This is a genomic window from Citrobacter sp. wls757 (genome assembly GCF_005280935.1).
Lineage (GTDB): Bacteria > Pseudomonadota > Gammaproteobacteria > Enterobacterales > Enterobacteriaceae > Citrobacter > Citrobacter portucalensis.
Genome location: NZ_SZWU01000069.1, coordinates 82351 through 84090 on the forward strand (window position 1 = coordinate 82351; position 1740 = coordinate 84090).

Annotated in this window: 2 protein-coding genes; both read left to right on the plus strand. The window is 52.8% G+C overall.

The window, feature by feature from the left end; translation table 11 throughout:
• Positions 1–212: 212 nt before the first annotated feature.
• Positions 213–1121 carry a L(+)-tartrate dehydratase subunit alpha gene (gene ttdA / locus FDW94_RS19190; RefSeq protein ID WP_003828445.1) on the plus strand — a complete coding sequence of 303 codons (909 nt, stop codon included), beginning with the start codon at positions 213–215 and terminating at the stop codon, positions 1119–1121.
• Positions 1118–1723, plus strand: coding sequence for a L(+)-tartrate dehydratase subunit beta (gene ttdB / locus FDW94_RS19195; protein WP_003828447.1), 606 nt, complete (start codon positions 1118–1120; stop codon positions 1721–1723). Before ttdA ends, ttdB begins: the two co-directional genes overlap by 4 nt.
• Positions 1724–1740 lie beyond the last annotated feature (17 nt).

Here is a 1740-nt window from a genome sequence, read left to right on the forward strand (position 1 = left end):
ATCGGTCTATCCGTAATGTTGTTCACCGCAGTGTAATTCTCTCATGCGTCTTAAACCCTGCCTTTGCGCAATTTTTATTGCCTTATCCGGACATCATTCACGAACTGTTAATTAGATATTCACAGTGGCAAATAATATTAATCCACATTTTTAGTGGTAGTTTGTGGCGGAGAATTTATTTCCAGATAAATAAAAGAACTGGAGTTAACAAGATGAGCAATCAAAATAACCAAAATGCGATAAATACGCTGACGAACATTGTCGCTGATTTTACCGCCATGATTTCTACCCGCATGCCCGATGACGTCGTGGATAAATTAAAACAGCTGCGTGAAGGCGAAACCTCGCCGATGGGTAAAATCATCTACCACACCATGTTTGACAACATGCAGAAAGCTATCGACCTGAATCGCCCAGCCTGTCAGGACACCGGCGAGATAATGTTCTTCGTGAAGGTCGGTTCCCGTTTTCCGCTCCTCGGCGAACTGCAAAGCATTCTGAAGCAGGCCGTTGAAGACGCCACGGTAAAAGCGCCTCTGCGCCATAACGCGGTCGAGATTTTTGACGAAGTGAATACCGGCAAAAATACAGGTACCGGTGTGCCGTGGGTCACCTGGGACATCATCCCCGATAACGATGACGCGGAAATCGAAGTCTACATGGCAGGCGGCGGCTGTACGCTGCCGGGACGCTCGAAAGTGTTAATGCCTTCTGAGGGTTACGAAGGCGTGGTGAAATTTGTTTTTGAAAATATCTCCACGCTGGCAGTCAACGCCTGTCCGCCAGTGCTGGTGGGCGTAGGTATTGCCACCTCCGTAGAAACCGCAGCCGTTCTTTCTCGTAAAGCGGTGCTGCGCCCTATCGGCTCACGTCATCCGAATCCGAAAGCGGCCGAGCTGGAACTGCGTCTGGAAGAAGGACTTAACCGTCTGGGCATTGGTCCGCAAGGATTAACCGGTAATAGCTCGGTGATGGGCGTGCATATCGAATCCGCCGCGCGCCACCCGTCGACTATCGGCGTTGCCGTCTCTACCGGCTGCTGGGCCCACCGTCGCGGCACGCTATTGGTTCATGCTGACCTCTCCTTCGAAAACCTGTCTCACACCCGGAGCGCGTTATGAAAAAGATCCTCACAACCCCGATCAAAGCCGAAGATCTGGCAGACATTCGCGTTGGCGATGTCATTTACCTGACCGGTACGCTGGTGACCTGCCGTGACGTTTGCCACCGCCGCCTGATCGAACTGAAGCGCCCGATTCCTTATGACCTGAACGGCAAAGCCATTTTCCACGCGGGCCCGATCGTACGTAAGAACGGTGAAAAATGGGAAATGGTTTCTGTCGGCCCAACCACCAGCATGCGTATGGAAGCGTTTGAGAAAGACTTTATCGAACAGACTGGCGTCAAACTGGTGGTCGGCAAGGGCGGCATGGGACCGCTGACGGAAGAAGGCTGCAAGCAGTTTAAAGCGCTGCACGTCATCTTCCCGGCAGGCTGCGCGGTCGTGGCGGCAACCCAGGTTGAGGAGATCGAAGAGGTGCACTGGACGGAACTCGGCATGCCGGAGTCCCTGTGGGTGTGTCGGGTAAAAGAGTTCGGCCCGCTGATCGTTTCCATCGATACCCACGGCAATAACCTGATCGCTGAAAACAAAAAGCTGTTCGCTGAACGTCGCGACCCTATCGTCGATGAAATCTGCGAGCACGTGCATTACATCAAATAACCCTCCCGGAGAGGCGC

What these genes read in the sequence shown, in the direction of transcription:
- ttdA (WP_003828445.1), top strand. Translation starts at nt 213, where the DNA reads ATGAGCAATCAAAATAACCAAAATGCGATAAATACGCTGACGAACATT.
- ttdB (WP_003828447.1), top strand. Translation starts at nt 1,118, where the DNA reads ATGAAAAAGATCCTCACAACCCCGATCAAAGCCGAAGATCTGGCAGAC.